Below are 6,576 nucleotides of genomic sequence, written 5' to 3'. Positions count from 1 at the left end.
TTGATCGAAAACTCCATCCGGCCGCTGGCCCTGGGCCGGAAGAATTATTTATTTGCCGGATCCCATAAGGGCGCTCAACGGGCGGCGATGATGTACAGCTTTTTCGCCAGTTGCAAATATGCTGGCGTTAATCCTTGGGAATGGCTGGCTGACGTCTTAGGCAGGATCGGTGCTCATCCGGTTAATCGGTTGGAGGAGTTGTTGCCGGAGCGGTGGGCGGAAAAACAAGGCGGCGGCCTGTAGTTGCTCGGACGGTTACCGTTATCTTGCAAAATCCTTCCCCGACGGGCACCTGCGCTTGCCCGTATTTCTTCTTCCAAGAGTAGAAGGTCGGCACCTTTAGTTCGTGGTCATCGCAGAAGTCGGCGACGGTCTGACCGCTAAGCGATTGCTCGAGGAGGAATTGACGGATGGCTGCGGGGGGGTGGCGCATAGCTTACTGCTTTGGTTCGGGGCAAAGCTCTGGTGCGGATTGGGGGTGGGCAAGATGGGGTTGCTCGGACGGTTACAAGCGTAGCTGTACTGATCTGATACTCTCGACACAGGTCGTCGATTTTTGCCCCGGCATCCCATTTGGCCAGGACCTCAAGTTTCTGAGACTTTGTGAATTTACTTTTCCGCATGTTGGCGCGATTTAGAGGGTGAGTAAGATAAGGTTATCTTTCTACTAAATCGTGGTGGCGTCTAATGGGAAGCGTACACTACGCTCCACCAAGTACGGGGAACATAGCTTTCTAATCCTTATCTCTTGATTTTTCAATCTTAGGAATAACTATTGATGCACTTTATGTAATGCTCCCCATTTTCATTCCATTGAGGTCTCAATAAATCTTTGCTCCAAAAAATCTGAAGGCGCCTGAATTCCATTTTCGAGACATTCAATAATTTCGTCAGTAGTTATATCTAATATTATGATTCTGTCTCTCGAATTTCTAATCCTAGCTTTGTAAAACCCTTTTGTGTAACCAGAGGTCGAAATGAAAATTCCTATCTCTGCTCTGCCACTTCGATTGACTAACTTATCTCTGAAGACGACATATTCATTTTTTCCAACTTTCTTCGTCCAATTTTTACATTCAGCCAAAATAAAATTGCTTTCTGATTTCCAAGGCGATAATTCAGATCCATTGTAAACTACTATGTCTATCTCCTCATTTGAAGTGATGATTCTTTCTTTAACCGTAAAGCCTGATATCTTTTGTAAGAAGAACGCACACAATTCTTCTAAGGATTTTCCTTTTTGATCATTGGTCTTAGCATTTCTTAACTGTGCAATTAAGTAGGGAATTGTAAAATCTTTTAAACTAACAGTCCTTTCAAGGAAATATTTTCTAGATTTCATCATGAATTCTGAATATGTGTTTACATCAGCTATTAGTTTCTTGAGTAAAGAACTAGTAATTTTATATAGTTCTAAAAATGTATGATCATACCTGTCATTATCTTCATATCTCAAAATTATACTTATCTCTCTATCAGAATAAGAGAGGTCGAAATCCCTGTCATCGAATTCATCCTCATCGAAATTAGGATTATAATCGACATCCATCATTCGATAATCCATATCACTTTCAAAATAATTGCTCAAAGAAACTCCGTAGCCTTTTGATTCCAATGATGTCAATAACACTTGCCTTACAACATAGTCTAATGCATCTCTCATTGAGATATGAGGGATTGGATTATAGTTCATCCACCTAGAGTACTTCCATTCTAGAATAGCAACGGCTCCTGGCTTTCTCTTGAAGTTGTTGAAGAAAACATTTACCTCGAAGTATAGGTTTTCAACTATGTGCTCATCTAAATCGGTGAAAAACATCCAGTTTTCTTTCTCGTCAGAAAATTTATGGCTTCCAAGTGTGTCGACTGGAAAATAGTCCACCTCTGGTGGGTCTTTGTATAGCATTTAATAGATATTTAGAGCAAATTGTTGGATTAATATACAAGGATGATTCAATATTGTCAGGTTTCGATATCAGGCTTATACGCCTCGGCTCAATACCCATAACAATGGTTGTGTAGGCGGGGTAGTTCAACACGACGTCTACTCCAGGCTTCGCTTCGCTCCGTTGGATTTGACCACTAAATTTTAGGCGCATTTACTTTTGCCTTAAAATTATCTGATTCATGTACTCTTCATCGTCAGGATAAACTTTACAAAATGGACTTCTATTTGATAAAAATCGAAAAATTATAAACCTGATTGTGTTTCTTAAAGAGAAGTCCTTTCTAAAGAAAAATATAATAACTCTGAGTAAAACAATTAATGCTGTGACGATCAATGAGGAAGCAGCATTTTTACTCATGTAATATACAGTTACACTTATGAGAACAAGAATCAAAAATTCAATTGCATATGTGATATAATTAGCTAGTACATCTGAATCGTCTAATTTTTTTATAGCCTTAGTACGAGCATCAAGGTATTTTGAAGCATCTAATCTCTTATCAGCAAGGACTTCTTCAAAGTGAGATTTAGTGAAGTCTTCTAATGGAATAATTTCTAAGGTTTTCAATCTAAATTTATCTCTATTCTCATATCTGTAGTTACAGTATGCGATTATACTATTTTTTACATCGACGGGATTAGATGTAATAGGCTTTACTTGTGCTAAGTATCTAAATATGTCTTGACCTGGAAATTTGAAGCTAGATCTCCTTAACTTAATAAATTTTACAAAGTCATTGTAGTCTTCGACGGCCTCTTTTTTAGTAAATGAGTTATGTACAATAAATAATTGTGATGGTAGTATTGTTTCACTAATTCTAGACATGTTTTCTGAGGCTACAATTTCATTTAATGAAGCATCTGTAGTTAAATAGAAAGATTTAACATCTTTATAGTTGTAGTTGTTGCTGCTACGAATAGATCTTACATGCAAGATGTTTTTTGCATCAACTAGAGATGCGGCTCGCTGATAACTTTTCTTTCCATAAGATTCTGTTTTCTGAACATAAAGAAAGTTGGAATAATCTGTAAATTCTTTACTTCTTAATCCCGCAATTTTCTCAATGGAAATAGCGTATTTTGAATAAAACTTTTCTAGTTCTTCATACAAGTGCAATTTATACCTATTAGGAGATGATACTTGATTTGATTTTCTTTTTTTTAGGTAATCCGTTTCAAAGGAATTATTGAATGGTAAATCGTCCAAAATTGGAAGCAGAATTTGTTCTGCTGCTCTTGTCGTTTTACGCTTAATTTGTTTATTCTTAGTCTCAATTATTTCATCTATTTCCTTTTTAGTAACCCGAGATATCTTAAATATAATTCCAGAATTTAAACATGAATCCAGAACATTCACGATACTTTCTTTTCTCTCATCACCGTCAACACCGATCGCACGTATGACAATATTGGCATCTAGAAAATACTCTTTCCCTTTAAATATTTCTCCTCCGATTGAAGATACACCTCTTCCTGAAGTTAGAATAGCAAATTCAATTGACTTGCTGAAAAGTGAATAAATTGATCTGTTTTTATCTGCATCATCATATGCTAGGAACTGGTTGAACAAATCAATTTCATCTGGCTCAAAATGCCTTTTCACATCTTCACTAATCAAACTTTTTAAATCGTCAGTAACAAAAGTATTTATATTAATATAGACACTCTTTAAAAGAATATCGTATATAGATTTTTTGTATTTGTCTTCAACTTTATTATTAGTTATAAATTTATTAACATGCTTCTCTATTGAATATTTATCTATTCGCTCATAAATTTCTTCTAGCTTATCTGGATGGATTGAGACTAACATGTCATCCTTTAATGGCTCGATAAGAAGTTTCTTGTCCCTTTCTAAGAATTGATTAAATTTATCGAAAGGAACTTTGATGCCCATTCTGTTAGTCACAAACATAAATAGGCCCAATCTTGATTGAGCTTCGTTATCCTTTGCTATCAGAGCCTCGAGGACTATAGCTATAATTGAGTTTTCATAGTTCTCACCTTCTAAATCTTCAAGCCAACAATTTATCCGGAAAATATTAAATGCATCCATTCTTCAAAGATAACAAAATTGTCTAAATTGTTGGTTTTTTAGAGACTATTAGTTTTTTTGTTTGCGCCTGGCAACCTCATATACGCATTGCGCATATGCCAACTATCTCTGAACCCCAAAATACCTCAAAATTCCACAATAATTACCCATTCCCAACTAAAACCACCAGCCCACAATTGCATGTTCACACAACATATCAAGCAATTACCCAACAACCATGTTGTAAAATATGCTAGAAATGCCTAGCAATTACGCAACCCAACCCCCAGCGCAAGCACATTCTAGAATCACAGATGACAACGGATTACACAGATTAACACAGATAAGCCCCATCCCAATCCGCATTAATCCATTTAAACCAGCGATCCAAAAATAATACCCCCCTACAACTTCCCCAAAATAACCTCCTCAACAACCTCAGGATTAAGCAAAGTAGAAACGTCCCCCAAAGAATCCCCCTCCCCAGCAGCAACCTTCCGAAGTATCCTACGCATAATCTTCCCAGACCGCGTCTTAGGCAGCTCCGAAACAAACTGAATCTTATCCGGCTTAGCAATCGGTCCAATTTCCTTGCGAACGACGGCTACAATCTCTGCCCTTAAAGCGTCGTCTGCACCTGCGCCCTCGCCCACAATAACGTAGGCGTAAATGCCCTGGCCTTTGATGTCGTGCGGATAACCGACGACGGCAGACTCGACCACCAGCGGATGCTCATCGATGGCATTCTCCACCTCGGCCGTACCCATGCGGTGGCCCGATACGTTGATCACGTCGTCGACCCGGCCGATGATGCGGTACATGCCGTTCTCGTCACGCCGCGCCCCGTCGCCGGTGAAGTACATGTTGGGGACGGTCATGAAGTAAGTGTTCTTGCAGCGCACGTGGTCGCCCCAGGTGGTGCGGAGCATGCTGGGCCACGGGAACTTGATGGCCAACAGGCCGGCGGCAGGATTGGTCGTTGCTTCCTCCATGGTGTCTTTGTCGACCAGACACGGCTGAATGCCCGGCAGGGGATAGCCGGCAAAGGTCGGTTTCTGCGGACTGTGCCCGCCTACACCAGTGATCATCATACCGCCGGTCTCAGTCTGCCACCAGGTGTCGACCACCGGGACGGTATCCTTGCCAATGTGCTTTTTATACCATTCCCAGGCTTCCTCGTTGATGGGTTCGCCGACCGAGCCGATCACCTTCAGGTCACTCAGGTCGTGCCCTTCCACGAAGTGCTCGCCCTTGGCCATCAGCGCACGGATGGCCGTGGGAGCGGTGTAGAATTGGTTGACTTTGTGCTTCGCACAAACTTCCCAGAACCGACCAGCGTCGGGGTAGGTCGGTACGCCCTCAAACATCAGGGAGGTCGCGCCGCAGAGCAGCGGCCCGTAGAGGATGTAGCTGTGGCCGGTAATCCAGCCGATGTCGGCCGTACACCAGTACACGTCGCCGGGCTGGTACTGGAACACGTTGAGGAAGCTGTAGGCGGTGAAGGTCATGTACCCGCCGATGGTGTGGACCACGCCCTTGGGCTTGCCCGTGCTGCCGGAGGTGTAGAGGATGAACAGCACGTCTTCGGCGTCCATTTCTTCTGCGGGGCAGTTCACGGATTGGTCCTTGACGCGCTGGTGGTACCACACGTCGTAGCTGTTGTCCCAGGCAATGTCCTCACCGGTGTTTTTGTGTACCAGCACGGTCTCCACGGAGGGGCAACCGATGGCCATGGCTTCGTCCACAACTTCCTTGACGGGGATGTTTTTAGCCCCGCGTTTGTTGTAATCGGAGCAGATGATCATCTTGCAATCTGCGTCGTTGACCCGGTCGGCCAATGCCTGTGCAGAGAAGCCTGCAAAGACGACGGAGTGGATGGCCCCAATGCGCGCACAGGCCAGTACGCAAATGGCCAGTTCGGCCACCATCGGCATGTAGAAGCAGACGCGGTCGCCCTTTCCGATACCGAGTTCGCGCAGGGCGTTGCCCGTTTTGCAGACCTCCCTGTGCAGTTCATTGTACGTGATGTGCCGCGCCGGATCGCCGGGTTCGTTGGGCTCGTAGAGTAGGGCGGTTTGGTCGCCGCGCTCGGCGAGGTGGCGGTCGAGGCAGTTTTCGGTGATGTTCAGTTTACCGCCCTGGAACCATTTTACGCTGGGGCCGTCGAAATCCCACTCCAGCACTTTGTCCCACGGTTTGCGCCATTCAAAGGTACTCGCCTGGTCGGCCCAGAAGCCTTCGGGGTCTTTGACGGAGCGGGCGTATTCGGATTGGTAGTGTTCGAAGGAGGTTATTTGGGTTGGGAGCATGTTTTATCGAGTTGTCGAGTTGTCGAGTTATCGGGTTGTCTGGTTATCGAGTTGTCGGGTTGTCAAATTCTCTGGTAGGGGGAAGGTAGTGAATAGCTTTGTTTTTTTGGCGGGGCCGCAGGTGCAAAGAATGGTTGAGGGTTTGTAGCCTACGGGATATACACAAGTTTACATTAGTGATCCCGACCGTCGTTTTACACCTCCGAGGAGCTCGCGGCTGCGCCAGCTCGACGCCTCGGAGGAGAAAACGCCTCTGGTCAAGACAAAAACGTAGTGATTTTCTC

Annotated in this window: 6 protein-coding genes; 1 reads left to right on the top strand and 5 read right to left on the bottom strand. The window is 43.7% G+C overall.

Features of this window, described 5'->3' with window-relative positions; all coding sequences use genetic code 11:
- Positions 1-243 (top strand): transposase domain-containing protein (locus B036_RS34630; protein WP_020570667.1); only part of this gene is annotated, 243 nt, incomplete at its 5' end.
- Here B036_RS34630 and tnpA read toward each other — a convergent pair.
- The 5 genes from tnpA to acs all read right to left on the bottom strand — a co-directional run bounded on the left by tnpA (position 182) and on the right by acs (position 6,292).
- Positions 182-433, bottom strand: coding sequence for an IS66 family insertion sequence element accessory protein TnpA (gene tnpA, locus B036_RS34625; RefSeq protein ID WP_406603399.1), 252 nt, complete (start codon positions 431-433; stop codon positions 182-184). The genes B036_RS34630 and tnpA overlap by 62 nt on opposite strands.
- Positions 381-623, bottom strand: a complete 243-nt coding sequence (locus B036_RS34620; protein WP_406603398.1) for a transposase — start codon at positions 621-623, stop codon at positions 381-383. The genes tnpA and B036_RS34620 overlap by 53 nt, the downstream gene beginning before the upstream one ends.
- A gap of 182 nt (positions 624-805) precedes the next feature.
- Positions 806-1,906: a restriction endonuclease gene (locus B036_RS0120780; RefSeq protein ID WP_020570665.1), complete on the bottom strand. Its 1,101-nt coding sequence runs from the start codon at positions 1,904-1,906 to the stop codon at positions 806-808.
- 193 nt (positions 1,907-2,099) lie between these two features.
- The gene (locus B036_RS0120775) at positions 2,100-4,004 is read right to left on the bottom strand and encodes a hypothetical protein (RefSeq protein ID WP_020570664.1); all 1,905 of its coding nucleotides are present in this window, start codon (positions 4,002-4,004) and stop codon (positions 2,100-2,102) included.
- Between the two features lie 383 nt (positions 4,005-4,387).
- Positions 4,388-6,292, bottom strand: coding sequence for an acetate--CoA ligase (gene acs / locus B036_RS0120770; RefSeq protein ID WP_020570663.1), 1,905 nt, complete (start codon positions 6,290-6,292; stop codon positions 4,388-4,390).
- Positions 6,293-6,576: the final 284 nt, after the last annotated feature.

The organism is Neolewinella persica DSM 23188 (genome assembly GCF_000373105.1).
Classification (GTDB): Bacteria; Bacteroidota; Bacteroidia; order Chitinophagales; family Saprospiraceae; genus Neolewinella; species Neolewinella persica.
The sequence above is the reverse complement of the archived record's forward strand: the minus strand, read 5'-3'. Positions and strand labels throughout refer to the sequence as shown.